The organism is Agrobacterium genomosp. 2 str. CFBP 5494 (assembly GCF_900013495.1).
In the GTDB taxonomy this organism is placed as follows: domain Bacteria; phylum Pseudomonadota; class Alphaproteobacteria; order Rhizobiales; family Rhizobiaceae; genus Agrobacterium; species Agrobacterium pusense.
On sequence record NZ_LT009720.1, the window covers coordinates 126,691 to 146,532 of the forward strand.

At 60.6% G+C, this 19,842-nt stretch carries 18 protein-coding genes; 9 read left to right on the forward strand and 9 right to left on the reverse strand.

Annotated features, from left to right (window positions below; translation table 11 throughout):
* Positions 1–6: 6 nt before the first annotated feature.
* The 3 genes from AGR2A_RS25035 to AGR2A_RS25045 form a co-directional block, all read right to left on the reverse strand.
* Positions 7–1,146: a site-specific integrase gene (locus tag AGR2A_RS25035; RefSeq protein WP_072492749.1), complete on the reverse strand. Its 1,140-nt coding sequence runs from the start codon at positions 1,144–1,146 to the stop codon at positions 7–9.
* Positions 1,146–1,433, reverse strand: a complete 288-nt coding sequence (locus tag AGR2A_RS25040) for a DUF7673 family protein (protein ID WP_072492750.1) — start codon at positions 1,431–1,433, stop codon at positions 1,146–1,148. The genes AGR2A_RS25035 and AGR2A_RS25040 overlap by 1 nt, the downstream gene beginning before the upstream one ends.
* Positions 1,434–1,658: 225 nt before the next feature.
* Complete coding sequence (locus tag AGR2A_RS25045; protein WP_072492751.1) at positions 1,659–2,813, reverse strand: site-specific integrase; 1,155 nt, start codon at positions 2,811–2,813, stop codon at positions 1,659–1,661.
* Positions 2,814–2,935: 122 nt separating this feature from the next.
* On the opposite strand from AGR2A_RS25045, the gene AGR2A_RS25050 reads away from it, so the two are divergent.
* The 6 genes from AGR2A_RS25050 (at position 2,936) to AGR2A_RS25075 (ending at position 8,888) form a co-directional block, all read left to right on the forward strand.
* Complete coding sequence (locus AGR2A_RS25050) at positions 2,936–3,871, forward strand: DUF1403 family protein (RefSeq protein WP_072492752.1); 936 nt, start codon at positions 2,936–2,938, stop codon at positions 3,869–3,871.
* 3 nt (positions 3,872–3,874) lie between these two features.
* Positions 3,875–4,570 carry an SMC-Scp complex subunit ScpB gene (gene scpB / locus AGR2A_RS25055; protein WP_080823499.1) on the forward strand — a complete coding sequence of 232 codons (696 nt, stop codon included), beginning with the start codon at positions 3,875–3,877 and terminating at the stop codon, positions 4,568–4,570.
* 125 nt (positions 4,571–4,695) lie between these two features.
* Positions 4,696–5,757: a L,D-transpeptidase family protein gene (locus AGR2A_RS25060; RefSeq protein ID WP_072492754.1), complete on the forward strand. Its 1,062-nt coding sequence runs from the start codon at positions 4,696–4,698 to the stop codon at positions 5,755–5,757.
* A gap of 321 nt (positions 5,758–6,078) precedes the next feature.
* Positions 6,079–7,326 (forward strand): cytochrome P450, encoded by a 1,248-nt coding sequence (locus AGR2A_RS25065; protein WP_072492755.1) that lies wholly within the window; start codon positions 6,079–6,081, stop codon positions 7,324–7,326.
* Positions 7,327–7,672: 346 nt separating this feature from the next.
* Positions 7,673–8,194, forward strand: coding sequence for a signal peptidase II (gene lspA, locus AGR2A_RS25070; RefSeq protein ID WP_234797292.1), 522 nt, complete (start codon positions 7,673–7,675; stop codon positions 8,192–8,194).
* A gap of 88 nt (positions 8,195–8,282) precedes the next feature.
* Positions 8,283–8,888 (forward strand): cation transporter, encoded by a 606-nt coding sequence (locus tag AGR2A_RS25075; protein WP_072492756.1) that lies wholly within the window; start codon positions 8,283–8,285, stop codon positions 8,886–8,888.
* A gap of 137 nt (positions 8,889–9,025) precedes the next feature.
* On the opposite strand, the gene AGR2A_RS25080 is transcribed toward AGR2A_RS25075, so the two are convergent.
* The gene (locus AGR2A_RS25080; protein WP_072492757.1) at positions 9,026–9,433 is read right to left on the reverse strand and encodes a MerR family transcriptional regulator; all 408 of its coding nucleotides are present in this window, start codon (positions 9,431–9,433) and stop codon (positions 9,026–9,028) included.
* A gap of 66 nt (positions 9,434–9,499) precedes the next feature.
* Here AGR2A_RS25080 and AGR2A_RS25085 point away from each other — a divergent pair, with 66 nt between their 5' ends.
* Genes AGR2A_RS25085 through AGR2A_RS25095 form a run of 3 tightly spaced genes read left to right on the forward strand, consistent with a single transcriptional unit; the run spans position 9,500 to position 12,790 of the window.
* Positions 9,500–11,638: a heavy metal translocating P-type ATPase gene (locus AGR2A_RS25085; RefSeq protein ID WP_072492758.1), complete on the forward strand. Its 2,139-nt coding sequence runs from the start codon at positions 9,500–9,502 to the stop codon at positions 11,636–11,638.
* Positions 11,595–12,170, forward strand: coding sequence for a copper chaperone PCu(A)C (locus tag AGR2A_RS25090; protein WP_234797293.1), 576 nt, complete (start codon positions 11,595–11,597; stop codon positions 12,168–12,170). The genes AGR2A_RS25085 and AGR2A_RS25090 overlap by 44 nt, the downstream gene beginning before the upstream one ends.
* Positions 12,171–12,172: 2 nt before the next feature.
* Positions 12,173–12,790, forward strand: coding sequence for an SCO family protein (locus AGR2A_RS25095; RefSeq protein WP_234797294.1), 618 nt, complete (start codon positions 12,173–12,175; stop codon positions 12,788–12,790).
* A 191-nt stretch (positions 12,791–12,981) separates the two neighbouring features.
* On the opposite strand, the gene AGR2A_RS25100 is transcribed toward AGR2A_RS25095, so the two are convergent.
* From AGR2A_RS25100 to AGR2A_RS25120, 5 genes are all read right to left on the reverse strand, one after another.
* The gene (locus AGR2A_RS25100; RefSeq protein ID WP_080823500.1) at positions 12,982–13,191 is read right to left on the reverse strand and encodes a heavy-metal-associated domain-containing protein; all 210 of its coding nucleotides are present in this window, start codon (positions 13,189–13,191) and stop codon (positions 12,982–12,984) included.
* Positions 13,192–13,579: 388 nt separating this feature from the next.
* On the reverse strand, positions 13,580–14,398 hold the full coding sequence (gene nadE / locus AGR2A_RS25105) for an ammonia-dependent NAD(+) synthetase (protein WP_139786411.1): 819 nt from the start codon (positions 14,396–14,398) through the stop codon (positions 13,580–13,582).
* A 233-nt stretch (positions 14,399–14,631) separates the two neighbouring features.
* Positions 14,632–17,805, reverse strand: a complete 3,174-nt coding sequence (locus tag AGR2A_RS25110) for an efflux RND transporter permease subunit (protein WP_072492761.1) — start codon at positions 17,803–17,805, stop codon at positions 14,632–14,634.
* A complete protein-coding gene (locus AGR2A_RS25115; RefSeq protein WP_072492762.1) occupies positions 17,802–19,238 on the reverse strand; it encodes an efflux RND transporter periplasmic adaptor subunit in 1,437 nt (478 codons plus the stop codon). The genes AGR2A_RS25110 and AGR2A_RS25115 overlap by 4 nt, the downstream gene beginning before the upstream one ends.
* Positions 19,235–19,609 carry a FixH family protein gene (locus AGR2A_RS25120; RefSeq protein WP_072492833.1) on the reverse strand — a complete coding sequence of 125 codons (375 nt, stop codon included), beginning with the start codon at positions 19,607–19,609 and terminating at the stop codon, positions 19,235–19,237. Before AGR2A_RS25120 ends, AGR2A_RS25115 begins: the two co-directional genes overlap by 4 nt.
* Positions 19,610–19,842: the final 233 nt, after the last annotated feature.

Sequence of the window (19,842 nt, forward strand, 5' to 3'; positions counted from 1 at the left end):
CCGATCCTACAATAATCGGGCCGCTCGCCCGCTTCTGCGGGTGGCACTGTTATAGTAGCTGGATGCTTGCTGAACGGATCGATGGCGTGATTGCTCCATCGCCTCTGGGAGAGGGATGCCGCGGTTTGCCGCCTCGGTCAAATACCCTGACCGCAAACCGTGCGCAGAAAACTCCCCGGGATCCAGTCCAGCCATTTCCGCTCGATGTTTAAGGATCGAGTTGATCGACTGCGGATCGAGCGCCCGGCGCGAGACCGCTCCCCACCTTCCGATCCCCCGAAACACGCTTCCCTTGTCGATCCTGGCGGCGGTCAGCCAGGCATTCAATGCCTCGACCGGCCGGCCTGTGAGATAGACGACGTCGTCGTCCTCTCCGGTCGTCGTTTTGGTCCGCCCAAGATGAATTGCCAAAGAGGGAAGGGGAGGGCTGTCTGGCACCTCGATCGGTGTTTCCTCGGTCAGTTGCTCCAGGCGGAGGCCGGCGATTTCGCTGCGCCGGCGACCACCTGACCCAAAGGCGACCATCAAAATCGCCCGGTCCCTGATGTCACGCAAGCTGTCACTTGCACACGTGGCGAGCAGCATTTGCAGGATGTCCCCCGTGACCGCTTTTGCGCTTTTTCGACGACGCTTTCGTGGAACGGCGCGGACCGCGAGCCGGATCGCCTGTTTGAGGGCAGGGGAGGAGAAGGCTCCGGACAAGCCGCGCCATTTGGTCATGGTCGACCAGCTCGCAAGCCGGCGCCGCACCGTATCGGGGGCGTGCGGGCCGATGGATTTCAGGAAGCCTTGGCCTCTGAGGTTCTCGTCAACCTCAGCAGGCATGCCGTGGTCGGGGTCGCTCGCGCGCCTTTCGGGATCCCACAGGTGGTGAGCGACGAATTTGAGCAGTAGCACCTCTGGTGCGGGCCAGGGCAGGGACTGCCCGGTGGCAGCAAGCCCCCAGGCTTCGAGATAGGCGAGATCGGAGGTCAGCGCCCGCAGCGTGTTGTCACCCATGCCCTGGTTGACCAGATGTTTTAGCGTTTCGACATCCTGGTCGGTCAGAAGTTCGGCGAGTTCGTCCCTGCGCTCGATTGGCAGGACCGATGCGATCGTGTCGAGCTCGACGGTGGACATCGCCGCGGATGTTTTCCCTTTCGCCATCAGGCTGTTTCGGCCTGAGGCCGCCAGCGGGCGATGATCTGCTCGATCTCGCTGCGATAGGCGTATGGGTACTCGACATCTGACTGGCGGGCCAGCCAAGTAAATACGGTCGCCATGGCTTCGGAGACGTCTCGATCGACATTGGCGAGATCGATGAGATCGAAGCCGCCATGCACGTCTGCATTCCACCAGGCGAGAATAAAGTTGGCAACACGCCTTGCCTGGCCGGTATCGTTTTTTGCGATGTCGATCAGTTTCTGTAGGGCGAAGCGAACGCGATCTTCCATGTTTTGGGCCTTTGCAGAGCGTGATTTAGCCCAGGTTAAGTGAATTTGCGGCCTTTGTCGATCTACCATCGATAAGGATTACTTATCGGCGGTGAGCCACCGCGGGCACATTTATGAGAAGTACGGATGTGGCTTTTACTTCCCGATTTCAATTGAAGCGCTAAGCTGAAAACCTGACGCTCAATTTTGACCTTACCGCTTCACTGGGAGCAGAGGAGGGGGGGGTCAAAGCCCACTTGCCTTGGTGAGATTGACGCGGAACCGATCTCGCCGGCGCTGATATTTTCGAGTCATCTCGGCAGAAGCGTGACCGAGTTGCTTCTGCACGTAGCGTTCGTCGACCTCGGCGGAAGAGGCCAGGCCGGCACGTAGCGAGTGGCCGGAGAATTTCTCCGCGCGCTCGGTCTCGGTGAGGTCAGGGCGCACGCCGGCAGCCAATGCCGCCTTCTTGACCAAGCGCGCGACCTCTTGGTCGAGCAGTCGATCAGGGCCGACATCCTTGCCCTGACCGGTGACTCGCCGGAAGAGGGGACCGTGCGCGATCCGTGCGAGGTTCAGCCAGGTCTGCAGCGCAACGACAGGGCAGGTGGCGTCCGAGGATCCACGGCCGACTTCCACTTCGCGCCAACCGCGTTTGCCCCGGACCGTGACGACCATGCCCTTGTCTAGGATCTCGACCCAGCCGCGGCTGTCCTTCGTCTGGTCACGACCGACGTCGAGCCCGACGATTTCGGAGCGCCGCAGCCCGCCGGCAAAGCCGATCAGTAGCATCGCCCGGTCGCGCAGGCCCCGCAGTGTGCCGCGGGGCAGCGTTTCGAGCATGGCGATCAGGTGTTCGGGAAGTACCGCTTCCTTCTGGCGAGGAGGGGCGGCATGGGTGTTGCGGATGCCCGCAAGTACCGTGGCGATATGGCGGTCCTTGCGGTCGAGCGGCGTGCCGCGCTGGGCATAGTTCCAGGTTATGGCAGATAGCCGTCGCTCGATCGTCGTGACCGAATTCGGCTTGCGGCCGGCGATCGCCGCCCCGGAAGCGCAGGCAGTGATATAGAGGCCGACGGTCTGCGGGTTAGGCGGCAGGATCTCCAGCCCTTGCCGGCGGCACCATCCGGAAAAATGCTTCCAGTCGGAGGCATAGGCTTTGCGGGTGTTTGCCGAACTGGCGGCCTCGACATAATCGCGGGCCTGATCGGCCAACTGCTCCAGGTGGGCTGGGAAGGCTGCGCGCGTTTCTGGAGGAGGGGAGGGGAGCCCGCCATTGGCCGTCGGCATGCCGGCCGACGTCTGCGGCGCGGAAATGTCACCGTCGGCCGCTGTGCTGAGAGGCGGAGCAGAGCTCGCCTCGAGGTGAATTTCGTTGTTTTGATCGATGATTTGGCTCATTTTCTTATAATGACAGAAATGAACGATAATGGAAGTTTATCGTTCATTATTATTTATCGACAGGCGCGGCGCTTTCCTGCGCAAAACATGGCGCAAACCGCCGTCGCCTGATAAGGTTGCGTATGGTCTCACGTCCGCGAATCGTTCCCGATCCACCCCCGAGCTACCCACCGGTTCCCGGCTGGGCACGTCTCACCGCCCTGGGGGAAGGCACCGGTGACGCGGGTTATTTCGCCGGCGCGGTACTGGCCGCTCTGCACCCGGCGGCCCGCGACGAACACCCGCTTGGCCGCCTCTGGCGTCAGCGACTGGCGCTTGCCTGTGCGACGGCGCTGACGCGCCAGCAAGGCCGGCCGGAAGGGGAGGCAGCCCTACGCGATCACTGGTATCTGACGCCGGCCGGCGGCGATCCCGGTCCGGCCGCCCGGCTGCTCGGCGCCTTTCGCGCCCTGGGCGAGACGCGGGCCGTTCGCACCGAGGAATGGTACACACGCCTTCCAAAAATGTTCGAGCTTGCGGCCGACGCGTCCTTGACGGCGGCGCTGGAAATGGCGGCCGATTATGTGCGCGGGCCTGGCCATGCGGTACGGGCAGCGGCGGCGACCGCGCTGGAGGTTACACGACGCCGGCCGGATGCCCGGTCACTGGCCATCTGGCTGGCAGACGCCGTTCTCGCTAGACGTCTCGGCTGGCCGGCACCGCTACCGCTTCTGGCGAGCGCACTGCGGCCAGGTGACTGGCGGGCGCTGAGAGAAGGCAGGGTGGAAGCCTGGACCGATGCCTGCCATCTAGCGTACGGACGCAGCGGCGCTGCAGCACTGGACATCCATACCGATCTCGGCCGCCGTATGACGCGGTTGATCGACATGGCGTCGCAACTGCGCGGCAAGGATGCTGATGCGACAATCTCGATCCTGATCCGCGAGGACGCGCTGGCGGCAAAGACGGGCAAGGAAACCAGCGACCGGTCGAGCCGGCGGCTGTTCGACCGGCTAGTGACGCTTGGCGGAATCCGCGAACTCACCGGTCGGTCGACCTTTCGGCTCTATGGATTGTAGATCATGGGACGGCGGCCGCGACAGAAAGACAGCCTCGACACCGAGTTGACCGATCTGCCGGCGCAGCTGCGCTGGCGCGAGTGGATGGGCAGGGTCGAGGCGGTGATTTTTGCATCGGCCGAGCCAGTGGACCGCGAAACGCTTGCCCGCCTGGTCGGCCGCGACTGCAGCATCGATCTGTTGATTGACGACATCCGGGAAGAGCTGCGCGATCGGCCCTACGAACTCATCTCGGTCGCAGGCGGATGGCAGCATCGGACCCGCGTCCGGTTTGCCGATGCGATCCGCAGTATCAGCGGCGTCGAGCAGCATGGGCGATCGTTGTCGCAGGCCGATCTGCTGGTGTTGTCGATCGTCGCCTATCACCAGCCGATCACTCGACGCGAGATCTCCAATATAATCGGAAAGGAAGTCAGTCGTGATACGATCGCTCACATTCGATCTTTGGGTTTCGTTTCCTCGGGTCCGCGCAGCCCGCAGCCGGGCGCTCCTTATACGCTGGTCACGACACGAACCTTCCTTTCGAGTTTTGGGCTTGAGACTTTGCGCGATCTGCCCAACGTCGAACTGCTTGAAGATGCCGGCCTGCTGAGCAGGGAGAGGATGTTCGATGGCGACATTCCGATCGCTTCGGACGAACAGGACGAGCAAGCCGACTTCGACGATGAAAGCCAGGATCACCAAGGTTTGCAACGCTGATCGTTACTCTGCATTGGCGGACTGGGGGCTGAGGCTCGCGTGAGAATCGAGATCTACAGGTATTGACCCTGCAGTGGCTACAGGCCGTAGCACGGTTTCGTCACGCGAATCGGGGCCCAGAGTAAATGATCCAAGCAATATTCCATCGGCTGGGGCCGCTCGTCTTATTTGTCCTGCTTGTCGTCGGGCTTAACGGCTGCACCACCATGAGCCTTGACGATATCGGCGATCCGTCGCCCGAGATTCCGGTCAAACTGGTCGGAGAGATGGCGAAGAAAGGGATGACGCCGGAAAGCCCGGTGCTGATACGGATCTTCAAGCAAGAAAGCGAGCTTGAGATTTGGAAGCAGGATCGGACCGGTCGCTACGCGCTTTTGAAGGTGTATCCGATGTGCCGATGGTCAGGAAAACTCGGCCCGAAAACCAGGACCGGTGATCGGCAGGCGCCCGAGGGATTTTATCATGTCTCCTCAGGCATGCTGAATCCCAAATCGCAGTTTTATCTGTCGTTCAATCTTGGTTATCCGAACCGCCTCGAGGCAGCACTGGGCTACACCGGCGAAGCGTTGATGGTTCACGGCGCTTGTTCGTCGTCGGGATGTTACGCGATGACCGACCAGGGTGTCGGCGAAATCTACGCCCTCGTGCACAGCGCGCTTGCCGGTGGCCAGGAGAAGTTTCAGGTGCAGGCATATCCCTTTCGCATGACCTTGGAGAATATGGCGGCCAATCGCGGCGATCCGAACTTCACGTTCTGGAAAAACCTGAAGGAAGGCTACGACGCCTTCGAATTTTCCAAGCAGCAGCCAAAGGTCGCGGCGTGCAATCGACGATATGTTTTCAATGCGGATTTCAACAGCGCCCCCACCAACCCTCTTGGTGCCTGTCCCGCTCTTAAACAGGAGGCCGATCCAGCCCTTTCCGCCAAAGTTCAGCAGGAGGACAAGAAACTGGCCTCGCTGCTGGACAAGGATCCTACCGCAACCATGACTGCCTATGCTGACGGCGGGATGCATTCCAGCTTCCGCGAGCTGCTGAAGCAAAACGGCGCCGACAAGCTGGCTCAGAAGATCTCGACCATCAAGTACCCGATCAGCCGTCCAGACGCGGCGCTGGCGGATCCTTACAAGGGCGAGCCTTGGAAACCTACACTCAGCCGTCCGGAAAAGGGCAGAGACGCCGATTGATAGGGCGCGGATTAGAAAGACGACAGGCGCTTTGTTTTCATTTGCCGGAGGTTACCACCATCGATCCGCTTCGGGCGGATCAATCTTGCGGCCGATACGTTGGGGTAAACTGGGTAGAAGTTGTTGGGCGTCCGGACGATCGAGCCAGGCTCTTCACAACATCCGGCGCTCGGTCGCCAGTTTGGTGCATTGGTTTCAGGGAGAGCCTTATGTACTGCGTGGAACCGACGATCTGGCCTGCGCAAAACCGGCACGGTAGCGGGTAGCGCGGGCGTTCAGCCGTCACCGGTTCTTGTAGCGAGGAAGTTGGAGGCCACCACGATGCCGCACATCCCACATGAAAGGGTATTGGACTCCACTTTTGCCCTGGTGCGCGATCCCTATCGATTCATTTCGGACCGATGTCGGCATCACGGCTCGGACCTGTTCGAAACCAGATTGATGCTGCAGAAAACCATCTGCGTGAGCGGTCCCGAAGCGGCCGCCCTGTTTTACGATGCGAACCGCTTCGCACGGCGGGGTGCCATGCCGAAGGCGATTCAGAAGACTTTGCTCGGCGTTGGTGGGGTGCAGGGCCTCGACGAGGAACAGCACCGCCACCGCAAGGGGATGTTTATGTCGCTGATGAGCCCCGAGCGACTCGAGAAACTCGTGCGTCTCACCGCCGAGGAATGGGAGGCTCGACTGCCCGGATGGAGGTCCAGCAGGAGGATCGTGCTTTATCCTGAGGTACGGGAGATTTTGACGCGCTCCGTCTGTACCTGGGCAGGTGTGCCACTTGCCGAACCCGACCTCAACGCCAGAACGCGGCAGATTGCGGCACTGTTCGATCACGCCGGATCAATCGGGTTCAGGCATCTCTGGTCAAGATACGCACGAAACCGAACTGACGCTTGGCTGACGACGATGATCGAGGATATCCGCAAAGGCCTTATCCGGCCGCCTGATCAGTCAGCCGCCCATATCATCGCCTGGCACCGAGACTTGAATGGCAAATTGCTCGAACCGGACGTCGCCGCGGTGGAGCTGATCAATGTCGTCAGACCGACAGTGGCAGTCTCGGTCTATATCGTTTGTGTTGCACATGCGTTGCATTCACATCCTGAAGTCCAAAAGAGACTTCAGGCGGGAACTGGCGGATATCAGGATCTCTTTGTCCAGGAAGTTCGTCGGCATTACCCCTTCTTCCCGGCCGTCGCCGCGCGGACGCGACATTCGTTCGAATGGAACGGCTATCGGTTCGCCAAGGGGCGCCGGGTCCTGCTCGATCTTTACGGCACCAACCACGACCGGCGAACGTGGGATCGTCCGGATGAGTTCGAACCGGAGCGCTTTCGCCAATGGGACGGCAGCCGCTTCAACTTCGTCCCACAAGGTGGTGGAGATCACCATGCCGGCCATCGTTGCCCGGGCGAGTGGATCGCCATCGAGCTTATGAAGCTGGCAACAGAAATTTTGACACGGCGTGTCAGCTACGATGTGCCGGATCAGAACCTGGAGATTAATTGGTCGCGGCTCCCGGCCCTCCCCGAAGACCGGTTTGTGATCGACAATATCAGAATGGCCTGAAGTGCAGGGTGATGATCATACTCGACGGGGTGCGGCGGAAGGCTGTCGGTATCGTGCAAAATCGCCATACTGATCTTCAGTCAGGCGTCGACGAATTCGCGATTGACCCTGTAGCAGCTACAGGGTGTAGCACAGAATTTAGAACCAGAATCGCGAGATGAAAGCCATTTCAGCGAGCGCTGGGGCCCTAGTTCGCGAAGTTCATCCAGCCGAGCAATATCAGGTCTTGTTCGGGACAAGTCGAGAAGTGGGACCGATTGCAACGACGGTGAGAGCGACATAGGCGTGTAGCGCCTCGCGCTCAAAACCCACTATCGATCAGGCCACGCCAACGAGAGGAATTATATTGCTTACCAACTCCGTTAGACCTCGAGCCATTTGGATTGCAAGCGCTTTTGTAATCGCGCTTCTTTTCGACATTGCGACAAAGTGGCTGATCGTGAATGTGGTCATGGTCCCGCCGCGGACGATCGAGCTTGTGAGCTTCTTCAACCTGACACTGGGTTTTAACACCGGCGTCAGTTTCGGAATGTTCAGCGATATCTTCTTCGAGCGTCCGCTGTTGTTGGCTACCATAAAGACGGTCATAACCATCGGGTTGATCATCTGGGCAATGCGAGCCGATCGGACATTGGAAGCGACTGCGCTCGGCATGATTGCCGGCGGGGCGGCAGGAAACATCTTTGACCGCATACAGCATGGCGCCGTCACGGACTTTCTCGATTTTCACATTGGGACCTGGCATTGGCCCGCCTTCAATATGGCAGATGTCGCGATCACCATGGGGGCAGTGCTCCTCATGGCAGGGTCGATCTTTTCTTTCCAGCCGGCGCACACACCCGGACCGTCTGGTAACAAGAAGCGCTGAACTGAACGTTGTCGATATCCAGCCGTACGCGACGCTGGACCAGTGCATGGCTTTTCCAAGCTACTGCAGAGTGAATGGGGGAACCTGAATGAGCGAGAAACACCGCGAGGACGAAATACAGCTCGACGCCAGAAATGCCTCCGAGCGAACGACACTTATCTGGGTCCTTGCCATCAATCTTTTGCAGGTGATCGTCGCTGGCGTCGTTGGCTTCGTCGCTGACTCGACCGGTCTGCTTGGGGCGGCCCTGGATAACATGGGTGACGCCGGCGTTTATGCCATCAGCCTTTACGCTGTCGGTCGGACGGTTCTGGCAAAGGTGCGTGTTGCACGCCTGTCCGGGATCCTGCTGATCGCTTTGGGCCTGGCACTTTTCGTCGAGGTAGGACGACGGTTTTTTGCCGGCGCCGAGCCTATTGGCTTGGCCATGATTATCACCGCCCTCATCAATGCCGCGCTGAATGTCGCTTGCCTGAAGCTTCTTCGATCGCATCGTGACGAAGGCGTTCATCTGAAGGCCTCCTGGATTTTCACGACGAATGATATGATCGCCAATGCCGGCATTGTCGTTTCGGGCGCGGCGGTGATGTTCTTCGCTTCTCCCTATCCCGATCTGATCATCGGAGTTTTGGTCGCAGGTATTGTTCTGAAGGGTGGCTGGGAAATCCTGGAAGAGGCGAAGGATGCGTCGTAGTGCCTCATAATAGACGACCGACACTCGTTGCGTATCACCAGGCTGGCCGGCGATGGCTCGCCGCTAGAGACTACCGTCACCCCCACTATTCTCAAGCGCCGCTTCATATCGAAGCAGCTTTGCACCGGTCTGGTTCCCTAGTGCTTCGGCGAAAGAGATTCGATGATGCGGCAGTCGGCGACCGTTCCACAGCTGCACTGATCGATAATGTTGTCGAGTTCAGCCTTCAGCGCCTGTAGATCGCGGATCTTGCGTTCGACCTCGGCGCGGTGCTCGTTGGCAATTTCGTCGACCGCCTTGCATGACTGGTCCCGGTCGTCACTCAGTCTCAGAAGACCGCGCACCTGGTCGAGGGAAAACCCGAGGTCGCGCGCGCGGCGGATGAAGCTCAGACGATTCAGATGCATATGGTCATAGGCGCGATAGTTGCCCTCGGTCCGGCCCGGTTCGGGCAGCAAGCCGTTCTTTTCATAAAAGCGGATCGTTTCAACCTTGGTGCCGGTTTTCTTGGCGAGATATCCGATCGTCAGAATGTTTGGCGACATGGCTTGACCCTATAGTTGCTACAGGCCTCATGTAATGCACCAGTGTAAAATTGTCGAGGTAATGTCATGGCTGCTTCAAGCGCGTTGAAGTTGAAGATCGAGGGCATGGATTGCGCTGCCTGCGCGATGAAGATCGAAAACGCGATGAAGCGTTTGCCGGGCGTCAGCGACATCAACGTCAATTACAGTCAGGAAAGCATGGTCATCATGCTGGATGAGGACAGGACCTCGTCGCAGACTGTCGAGGACAAGATCAAGGCGCTCGGCTTCACCCCCATCGCAGCGGGCGCTGACAATCAAGCTGGTGCCAGGCAGCTCCCGGACTATCAGGACCAGGCGTGGTGGAAGGGTAGGAAGGGGCGTCTCGTCATCTTCACAGGCGTGATGTTTGCGATTGCCTGGAGCATCGCCCACCTCTCTCCCGAATGGGGTCAGATCGCTTACTCGGTAGCGGCGCTGATCGCGATCGTTCCATTCGCAAGACGGGCTTTCGTCGGCGCGGTCTCCGGAACGCCGTTTAGCATCGAAACGCTGATGACGGTTGCCGCGCTCGGCGCGTTGCTGATTGGGGCAGCCGAGGAGTCGGCGGTCGTCATCCTGCTCTTTGCCGTTGGCGAGCTGCTCGAAACCATCGCGGCTGGCCGCGCGCGAGCCGGCATCAAAGCACTGATCGATCTCGTCCCAAGAGCTGCCTTTCGCGAGCGCGATGGGGTGGTCGAGAAGGTTGCGGTCGAGGAACTGGCGATTGACGACATCGTCGTCGTGCGGCCCGGCGACCGTGTTCCCTCCGACGGCAAAGTCACTCAGGGCTTTTCCGAGGTCAACGAGGCTCCGGTGACAGGGGAGTCTGTTCCTGTCGCCAAGAATGTCGGCGACAAGGTCTATGCCGGCAGCATCAACACCAATGGCGAGCTTCGGGTGGCGATCAGCCATGTCGCGGCCGACAATACGATTTCGCGCATCATTCATATGGTCGAGGACGCGCAGTCGTCGAAGGCGCCGATGGCACGGCTGATCGATCGCTTCAGCGCCTGGTACACGCCGGCGGCCATGGTCGTTGCGGCACTCGTCATCGTTGTGCCGCCGATTTTCTTTGGCGGCGAGTGGGCGACGTGGATCTACCGCGGCCTCTCCACGCTCCTGATCGCCTGCCCCTGTGCGCTGGTCATCTCGACGCCGGCGGCCATCGCCTCCGGACTTGCGGCCGGTGCTCGCAAAGGCCTGCTGATCAAGGGCGGCGCGGCACTTGAGACGCTTGGAAAGGTCAAGACCGTCGCCTTCGACAAGACAGGAACCCTGACCCGCGGCCGCCCGCAGGTGACGGATGTGTGGGCCATTGTCGGGACAGAAGCCGATGTGCTGGCCCGCGCGGCCGCCGTCGAACGGAACAGCAGCCATCCGCTTGGGATCGCGATTGGTGAAGCGGCGGTCGCAAAAGGCTTATCTGTGCCGGCGAGTTTCGGCGGCGCCAAGGCGACGCCCGGAAAGGCGGTTACCGCGCGGTTGAAGAACGGATTCGTCTCCGTCGGATCTCCGCGATTTGCAGCCGAGCAGGCCGTTGTCGGTGACGAACTTGCCCGGCGAATCACGCACCTTGAAGAGGAAGGAAAGACGGTCGTCGTTCTGATGATGAATGGCCAGATCGAGGGCCTCATTGCCCTCAGGGATGAGCCACGTGACGACGCCGCAACTGCCATCCGGCATCTGAAGGATATCGGCGTCGAAACCGTCATGTTGACCGGCGACAATCAGCGCACAGCGACAGCGATCGGATCGGCGCTCGGACTGGTCGTCAAGGCGGAACTGCTTCCGGACGCCAAGCTCGCCGAAATCTCGCGCCTCAAGACGCAAGGGCCGATCGCCATGATAGGTGACGGTATCAACGACGCCCCGGCGCTCGCCACCGCTTCAGTCGGAGTGGCAATGGGCGGAGGCACCGATGTCGCACTGGAAACCGCCGACGCTGCGCTGCTTCGCGACCGGGTCATGGGAGTGGCGGATCTCATTGCCCTGTCGAAGGCGACGCTTGGCAACATCTGGCAGAATATCGGACTCGCACTCGGCCTAAAGGTCGTTTTCCTCGGCACGACGCTTTTCGGTGTCACCACGCTTTGGATGGCGATCCTGGCCGATACGGGCGCGACGGTGCTGGTGACAGCCAATGCGCTTCGCCTTCTTCGCCATGGCCGCCGGGATATCGAGTAGCAGCAAGTGCAGAATGGAATATCACATGCGTTTTAGCACTATGCTGGTCGCGCTAGCTTTGACTGTTCCTGCAATTGCCATGGCGACGCAATCCAAAGCACACGACTACACGACCGGGCTTATCGTTATCGGGCACCCGTTCGCCCGTGCGACGCCCGCATCGGCGCCGGTCGCCGGCGGATATCTGACGTTGACCAACACCGGAAAGGAGGCCGATGTCCTGCTCTCCGGATCTAGTCCAGTTTCTGAGAAACTCGAGCTTCATCTATCGACCCTCGTTGGGGGGGTCGCCAAGATGCGGCAGATCGAAGATGGCATCGAGATAAAGCCGGGCGAAACCGTGGTCTTGAAGGCCGGCGCGTCGCATATCATGTTCGTGAGGCCAAGGAAACAACTGGTGGAAGGGGAGCGCTTTCCGGCCACTCTCAACTTCAAGAACGCTGGGCCGATAACCGTCGACTTCGCTGTCCAGGGGCTCGGGCCTTCCAAGGCAGCCGAAGACCATGACGACCATAAGCCCAAGGCTGAGTGATCGTGCTGAAGATCGCCCGCACCGCTGCCTGGGGAGGCAGCGCGATCCTTGTCGCTGTGCTAATCGCCGGCTATTACATGGCACCGTCAGGGCGCGAGCACCCAACCCAGTCCACCCATGACCGTGGGATCCCCTCGATCGGGGGGCCGTTTGAGCTGGTTTCGCACAAGGGTAAACGGTTCACTCACGCCGATGTGGCGGGAAAGGCCTATCTGGTCTTTTTCGGCTTCACCCATTGCCCTGATGTCTGTCCGACCACATTGTCCGAGTTGACGATACTCATGGACGACCTCGGGGCGGACGCCGACCGGGTGACACCGATCATGATCACCGTCGACCCGGAGCGCGACACGCAAAAGATCTTATCCGAATATATGTCGTCGTTCGACAGCAGGATCGTCGCCCTGACCGGAACACCGCAGCAGACGGAAGCCGCGGTGAAGGCGTTCAAAGCCTATTACAAGAAGGTGCCGCTGGATGGCGGGGAATACACCATGGATCACACGGCCGGAATCTACATGATGAGCGCAGCCGGCGCATTCGTCGGCACGCTCGATATGCACGAGCCACAGGATATTCGCCTTCGGAAACTGCGGCGTCTGGTCGATCGTGAAAGATGAAGCCGTCGCCGGCCATTGATGCCCTTGGTCTTTATTCGGCCGGTTAAACCTCGCTGCTTGTCACATCGGCGCTCGGCGCAGCGTAGGTTGAAGAACTCAGGGTCCGATGAACGAGATCGAAACGAAGAGACCGCCGGTCCGTCAGGCCGGATATAGAAGAGATCGTCCGGCCTGACGCAGTGTCGGCGAAGTCAGTTCGAGACCTTGTATCCGAGGTCCACGACCGTCTCATGCAGAATGTCCGCGCCGATGATCTCGGGGTCGATCTGAACGATCGCTATCGTGCTGTTGAGCGAGACGTTGACGTCCAGTACGCCGGGAAGCGCACGCAGGCCCTTGTCGACCTTTGCGACGCAGCTTGCGCAGTCCATTCCGACCACATTCATTTCTACAGTTTCCATCTGAAAGCCTTTCAGGACTAAGCTGAGGTCAGTTAAGTTTGACACGTCAGACCTTGCACCCTGTAGCGGCTGCAGGGTCAACCCGCAGGCTCATGATCTCGTGGAAATTTTCGCACCCTTAAATGGTGTGCCGTACAGCCAATTTTCGGCAGAGTGGCATCCGGAAGGCATCGAAGGGCGCTTGAGCCGGCACAATCGCGCCTCGTCCAACGCCTCGAGGAGAGGTGAAAACGTCGCAAACATTGATCAAAGCTGGGAAGCCTCAGATCGAGGTGGTGGTGAGTTGCGCCTCACCTTGATAAAATCAGCCTGCCGGGGCGTCAGATGGCGATAGGACCAGATTATGCTCATGCCTGAGCCATGCGACAGTCGCCGGCGGGCATGTTGGCTACTCCGGCGTGACCGGTAAGGCTCGCTTGTGCGCGCTCGCTGTGTACATGGTGAGGATTCGCTGGCGTGCTAATTCCGCGATCGCCTTGCCCTCGAGAAAATCGTCAATCTCGTCGTAGGTGACGCCGTAAGCGTCCTCGTCCGGACGCAGCGGCGCATTGCTTTCGAGATCAGCGGTCGGCACCTTGTCGATCAGTTCCTGTGGCGCTCCGATATGCTTGGCGATGCCACGAACGCGGCGCTTGGTAAGACCCGAAAGTGGGAGAATATCGGCCGCGCCGTCTCCGAATTTCGTGAAGAATCCCATCAGTGCCTCGGCGGCGTGGTCCGTACCGATCACGAGGCCGCTGACGGCGCCAGCCAACGCGTATTGCGCAATCATGCGCTGACGCGCCTTGATATTGCCGAGGTGGAAATCCACTCGGGCTTCCTCAAACAGTTCGCCTGCCTCACGACGGACCTCTGCAAGCATTGCATCTGCCGCCGGCTTGATGTCGATGGTGACGGTACGATCGGGACGGATCGCCGCCAAGGCTTTCTGCGCATCGGCCTCGTCAGCCTGAACCCCGTACGGGAGACGCACTGCAACGAATTCTGCCGTGTGGCCGTGCTCGCGCAGGCGACTTACAGCGGTCTGGGCCAGCATGGCGGCGGTCAGGGAATCCACGCCGCCGCTGATGCCAAGGACGAAGGCTCGTAATGCCGTGGTGCGCAGATAATCGGCCAGAAAGGCAACTCGACGCTCTGTCTCTGCTGCTGCATCGAAGCTCGGCGCAACGCCGAGTGCGCGGATGATATCGGCTTGTTGATGCAGCAAGGTCGTTCCTTCGTTTGACGAACGCACCAATAGCTAAGCCCAGACGCGGTGACGTCAAGGTTTTTCGCAGAGGTCTATCAATGTCCTTGGTATCGGTCGTCTCTTTCGCGTTCGGAAGGTGGGTTGGAAGGCGCGAAATCTAACGAGGAGACAAGTTTCTGGCTGTGGTCGCGTGGTTGTGAATTCATTTGTGTGACGAAGTGGCCGAAGCCGCGTGAGGCTCCGGCCAAGGGTCACTCAGCAGCCTGCAGATTGCGCCTCTGGTACTCGGTGCCAGAGTGGTCCGCACTGGATGCGGCTGGCAGTCGCCAGCCCTTGATCAGTCCGTAGACGGCCGGAATGACGATCAGCGTCAGCAGCGTCGACGACACCATGCCGCCGATCATCGGAACGGCGATGCGCTGCATGATCTCCGAACCCGTGCCGGTCCTCCACAAGATCGGAACGAGGCCCGCCATGATGGCGACGACTGTCATCATCTTTGGTCGGACGCGTTCGACCGCGCCGACCATGATCGCCCTGTGGAGGTCCAGCTTCGAGAAGGCACGACCTTCCCGCACGCAGGCCTCACGCTGTTCCTTCATCGCGTGGTCGAGATAGATCAGCATGATCACCCCGGTTTCCGCCGCGACGCCGGCCAGCGCGATGAAGCCTACGGCGACCGCCACGGACGCGTTGAAGCCCATCCACCACATTAGCCAGATGCCACCGACCAGTGCGAAGGGCAGGGACAGCATGACGATGACAGTCTCGGTCAGCGCCTTGAAGTTCAGGTAGAGCAGCAGGAAGATCAACGCCAGCGTCAGGGGAACAACGATGGCAAGCCGGGCCTCCGCCCGTTCGAGATATTCGAACTGGCCGCTCCAGGCGACCGAGTAGCCTGATGGCATCGTCACACTCTCGGCGACCGCCTGCTGGGCCTCGGCGACATACCCGCCGAGATCGCGGTTGGCGATATCCACGTAGATGTAAACGGCAAGCTGTCCGTTCTCGGTGCGAATGGTTGTCGCGCCTCGGGTCAGCTTGACGTCCGCGACCTCGCCGAGAGGAACCGTTCCGCCGCCCGGCAGCGATATCTGCACATCCCTGGCGATCGACTGCGGGTCGCTTCTGGATGCCCGTGGATATCGGATGGCAACGCCATACCGCTCGCGGCCCTCCACCGTCTGGGTGACGACCTCCGAACCGAGCGCCATGCCGACAACGTCCTGGACATCGTTGATGGTCAGTCCGTAGCGGCCGAGCGCCGTCCGGTTGGGAACGATATCGAGATAGTAGCCGCCGATCACCCGTTCGGCGTAGGCGCTCGACGTACCCGGGATTGTCTTCAGCACGCTTTCGATCTGACGGGCAATCTTCTCCATCTCGCCGAGATCGGTACCATAGACCTTGACGCCGACCGGCGTCCGTATTCCGGTCGACAGCATGTCGATGCGGGCGCGGATCGGCATGGTCCAGGCGTTGGAGACGCCAGGGAACTGCAGGGCGGCGTCCATCTCCTGTTTCAGGCTTTCGGTTGTAACACCTGGCCGCCACTGTGATTTCGGCTTGAGATTGATGATCGTTTCGAACATCTCCGTCGGCGCCGGGTCGGTGGCGGTTAAGGCACGGCCTGCCTTGCCGAAGACGCTCTCGACCTCGGGGAACGACTTGATGATCCGGTCCTGCGTCTGCATCAGTTCGGCCGCCTTGGTGACGGAGATGCCGGGCAACGTGGTCGGCATGTACATCAGCGTGCCCTCGTCGAGATTGGGCATGAACTCGCTACCGATATGCTGGACGGGCCAGACGGACACCCCGAGGATGACGAGCGCTGCCAGAATGGTCAGCGTCTTCACTCGCAATACGCCGGCGATGACGGGGCGGTAGATCCAGATCAGGAACCGGTTCAACGGATTCTTGTGCTCGGGAACGATGTAGCCTCGAACGAACAGGATCATCAGCGCCGGCACCAGCGTCACCGACAGCAGGGCGGCCGCCGCCATCGAGAAAGTCTTGGTGAAGGCGAGCGGCCCGAACAGCCGCCCTTCCTGCGATTCCAGCGTGAAGATCGGCAGGAACGAGACGGTGATGATCAGCAGGCTGAAGAACAGCGCCGGGCCGACCTCGCTCGCCGCCTCGACCAGGATGTCGATGCGGGGCTTGTCCGGTGGCGCTCGTTCAAGATGCTTGTGGGCATTCTCGATCATGACGATGGCCGCGTCGATCATCGCGCCGATCGCGATGGCAATGCCGCCGAGGCTCATGATGTTCGCGCCAATGCCCAGCAGCCTCATTGCGATGAATGCCATCAGAATGCCGACGGGAAGCATGATAATGGCGACCAGCGCGCTGCGGACATGCAGCAGAAAGGCGATGGTCACGAGAGCGACGACGATGGATTCCTCGACCAGCGTGCCTTTCAGGGTCTCGATCGCCGCCTCGATCAGCGTCGAGCGGTCGTAGACAGGGACAATCTCGGTACCCGCCGGAAGGCTGCTTTTGATGGCGTCGAGGCTGTTCTTGGCATTGTCGATCACGGTCAGCGCGTTGGCTCCGAACCGCTGCAGCACGATGCCGCTTGCGACCTCGCCTTCGCCATTCAGCTCGGTGATGCCGCGCCGCTCGTCCGGCACGAGTTCCACTCTCGAGACGTCGCTGAGCTTGAGCGGCACGCCGTTCTGGCTTTTCAGGACGATGTTCTCGATATCAGGAATGCCCTTCAGGTAGCCGCGGCCGCGGACCATGAACTCGAACTCGGACAACTCGATCGTGCGGCCGCCAGCGTCGGTATTGCTGGCGCGGACGGCATTGGCCACATCGTTGAGCGAGACACCCTGGGCTTTGAGCCGCGTTGGATCGACGACGACCGAATACTGCTTGACGAAGCCGCCGACGCTCGCGACCTCGGAGACGCCTTCGGCCTTGGACACGGCAAACCGTACCACCCAGTCCTGTAGCGACCGCAGTTCTGCGAGCGACAGTTGCTTGGCGACGACAGCATATTGATAGACCCAGCCCACGCCCGTCGCATCGGGGCCGAGTGTCGGCGTGATACCTTGCGGCAAACGGCTCTGCGCGGCGTTCAGATATTCAAGCACGCGGCTGCGCGCCCAGTAGGGATCGGTGCCGTCTTCGAAGATAATGTAGACGAAGGACACGCCGAAGAAGGAGAAGCCGCGCACAACCTTCGACTTCGGAACCGTCAGCATTGACGTCGTCAGCGGATAGGTCACCTGATCTTCGACCACCTGCGGGGCCTGGCCGGGATATTCGGTGTAGACGATGACCTGGATGTCGGAGAGATCGGGAATGGCGTCGAGCGGCAGGGATCGCAGCGCGTAGACGCCGCCGGCGATGGCAAGGGCGGCGCCGACGAAGATCAGAACGAGATTGTGGGCAGACCACGAGATGACGCGGGAGATCATGGCTTGGCTTCCTCGGACATGGCGCTGAGCGCCGAGTTCAGGTTGCTTTCGGCATCGAGGAGGAAGTTGGCGGCCACGACGACTTTGTCGCCTGCGGCGACGCCCTTGGCGATCTCCGTCTTCTCCTCGCCGCGGACGCCGAGCGTCACGTCTTTCGGCTCGAACTTCCCATTGCCCTTGTCGATGAAGATGACCTGGCGGTCGCCGGTGTCGACGACGGCGCTGCTGGGGACGGCGACGACAGGATTCGGGGCGCCCGCCTCGATTTTGACGTCGGCATACATATTCGCAAGCAGCACGCCCTCGGGATTAGGAAGCTCGATGCGAACCTTCGTCGTGCGCGTCTGCATATCGACCTGCGGATAGATCAGATCCACGACACCCTTGAACGTTCTGCCGGGCAAGCTCCTGATGGTAACCTTGACCTCAGCGCCGTTTCGGACCGAAGCCAGATCGTATTCCGGCACGTCGGCCATCACCCAGACGTTGGAGGTATCGGCGATCCGGAACAGTTCGTCGCCGGGCTTGGCCATCATGCCTGTTGTCGCCATGCGTTCGAGGACGATACCGTCGCGCGGGGCAACGTAGCTGATGCTCGCCGGCACTTGACGGGTATTCGCAATGGTGTCGATGACCTCCTGCGGCACGCCGAGGTTCTTCAGGCGCAGCGCCGAACCGGCGTCGCCATTGCTGCGCAAATCGCCCCTGCCGGCGGCATATTCCGACGCCGCAGTCGCGATCTCCCTCGAATAGAAGCGGAAGAGCTTGTCGCCCTTGCGGATGCGGTCGCCCGTCGTGACGTCGGCCACGTCGTCGACAAACGAATCCGTTCGCATCGAGATGATGCTGACAAGACGCTCGTCCAAGGTAACGGTTCCCGGCACCTGGATCCTGCGGCTGATGCTGGCCATTTCCGCGGTCGCCGTCTTGACGCCCGTGCGCTGCAGTTTGCCGAGCGAGATTTTAACCGTCGAGGCGTCGCCCTGATCGCCGTCGAAGACCGGGATGTAGTCCATGCCCATGGAATCCTTCTTCGGTACCTTGGAGGTGTCGGGAAGGCCCATCGGGTTTCGGTAGTATAGGATCTTACGATCCGCAGGATTCGCACCTTTTTTCGCTTCATCCACCGTCTTGTCCGGTTTGGCGGCGACGTCGCTGAAGCTGACGTCCTCGCTTTCCCGGACGGCGACGAACGGTCGACCGTCGTCGACATTCTTCGGCACCAAAGAGAACTGCGGCTGTCCATCCGGATGGCGGTAATAGATGACTACCCCCGTCGGGGCGGTCGCAGAAGCTTTGGGCGTGGCGAGAGCAGGCTCGACGACAACAAGGCCGAGCCGCGCGCCAAGATTGTTGGTGCCAGCCCAATAGCCTCCCCCGCCGAGCAATACGGCGAGGGAGAGCGTGGCTGCCACACGTGATGGCGTGTTCAAGGGGCCGCCTTCAGGACGAGTTCGCCCTGAACCGTGTCGGGTTCGCCCTGGATCTTGGCGGCGAGCTTGAAGCGCCAGCCGCCCGCCATGGTGAAGTCCGTCTTGAAGGCGTAGACACCGGGCTCGGTCGAGGTCGCCGCCTCGACGGGTGTCGTCATCATCTCCATGCCTTCAGGGGCCATGTCCATGCGGGTGGTGAAGATGACGGCGTCGGGAACGGGCTTGCCTGTGCGCTTGTCGATGAGGCGGACGGAGACCAGCGATCCCTGACCTTGTTTCACGTCGGTCGAGACGGGCTGGAATTCGTAGTCCTGCGAGGCTGCAAGGGTCACGGTGGCCGAGCCGGCGATCAGCACGCCGGCGAGGAGCATCGCTCCCGCAGAAAGGAAGGTCTTGTTCATGATGTTCGATCTCGTCGGGACGGATGTCTTGATCGCGTCCTCGGGTCAAAATTGATCGCCACCGGATCAGCGCAGACGCAATTACGCGTCCTGCTCGATCCGCAGGCAAGTTTCAAAATGGCTGGAGATCAGGCTTTCGGAGGTCGGGCCGGAGGCTCGACGAGTGCCGACATCAGTTGCGACGCCGGCAAAAGATCATAGCG

Bases quoted from the DNA above. Each gene is read 5' to 3' on its own strand.
- AGR2A_RS25085 (WP_072492758.1), top strand. From the start codon at position 9,500: ATGGCTGCTTCAAGCGCGTTGAAGTTGAAGATCGAGGGCATGGATTGC.
- AGR2A_RS25100 (WP_080823500.1), bottom strand. From the start codon at position 13,191: ATGGAAACTGTAGAAATGAATGTGGTCGGAATGGACTGCGCAAGCTGC.
- AGR2A_RS25040 (WP_072492750.1), bottom strand. From the start codon at position 1,433: ATGGAAGATCGCGTTCGCTTCGCCCTACAGAAACTGATCGACATCGCA.
- AGR2A_RS25090 (WP_234797293.1), top strand. From the start codon at position 11,595: ATGCGCTTCGCCTTCTTCGCCATGGCCGCCGGGATATCGAGTAGCAGC.
- AGR2A_RS25110 (WP_072492761.1), bottom strand. From the start codon at position 17,805: ATGATCTCCCGCGTCATCTCGTGGTCTGCCCACAATCTCGTTCTGATC.
- AGR2A_RS25060 (WP_072492754.1), top strand. From the start codon at position 4,696: ATGATCCAAGCAATATTCCATCGGCTGGGGCCGCTCGTCTTATTTGTC.
- AGR2A_RS25120 (WP_072492833.1), bottom strand. From the start codon at position 19,609: ATGCTCCTCGCCGGCGTGCTGATCGCCGGCTCGGCCACCGTGACCCTT.
- scpB (WP_080823499.1), top strand. From the start codon at position 3,875: ATGGGACGGCGGCCGCGACAGAAAGACAGCCTCGACACCGAGTTGACC.
- AGR2A_RS25075 (WP_072492756.1), top strand. From the start codon at position 8,283: ATGAGCGAGAAACACCGCGAGGACGAAATACAGCTCGACGCCAGAAAT.
- AGR2A_RS25045 (WP_072492751.1), bottom strand. From the start codon at position 2,813: ATGAGCCAAATCATCGATCAAAACAACGAAATTCACCTCGAGGCGAGC.
- AGR2A_RS25080 (WP_072492757.1), bottom strand. From the start codon at position 9,433: ATGTCGCCAAACATTCTGACGATCGGATATCTCGCCAAGAAAACCGGC.
- AGR2A_RS25035 (WP_072492749.1), bottom strand. From the start codon at position 1,146: ATGGCGAAAGGGAAAACATCCGCGGCGATGTCCACCGTCGAGCTCGAC.
- AGR2A_RS25065 (WP_072492755.1), top strand. From the start codon at position 6,079: ATGCCGCACATCCCACATGAAAGGGTATTGGACTCCACTTTTGCCCTG.
- AGR2A_RS25050 (WP_072492752.1), top strand. From the start codon at position 2,936: ATGGTCTCACGTCCGCGAATCGTTCCCGATCCACCCCCGAGCTACCCA.